Source organism: Rhizobium sp. UBA1881 (assembly GCF_002338015.1).
In the GTDB taxonomy this organism is placed as follows: domain Bacteria; phylum Pseudomonadota; class Alphaproteobacteria; order Rhizobiales; family Rhizobiaceae; genus Rhizobium.
Genome location: NZ_DDHH01000160.1, coordinates 1 through 270 on the forward strand (window position 1 = coordinate 1; position 270 = coordinate 270).

Below are 270 nucleotides of genomic sequence, written 5' to 3' on the forward strand. Positions count from 1 at the left end.
AGCAAACCTTATCGCGTCAGGCGCTTGTAGGCCTGGCTGCCCGGGTTCAGCGCGTCGGGGCCGAGGCGGCGAACCTTGTCTTCTTCGTAGTCCTCGAAGTTGCCTTCGAACCATTCGACATGGCCGTCGCCTTCAAAGGCGAGGATGTGCGTCGCCAAGCGGTCGAGGAACATGCGATCGTGGCTGATGATGATGGCGCAGCCGGCGAAGGCTTCGAGCGCGCTTTCCAGCGCACCGAGCGTTTCCGTATCGAGGTCGTTGGTCGGTTCG

1 pseudogene is annotated in these 270 nt (G+C 62.2%); it reads right to left on the minus strand.

The annotated features are described in order from the left end of the window. Positions 1-8: 8 nt before the first annotated feature. Positions 9-270 (minus strand): annotated as a pseudogene (locus tag B3605_RS19510) (energy-dependent translational throttle protein EttA); the annotation flags it as partial.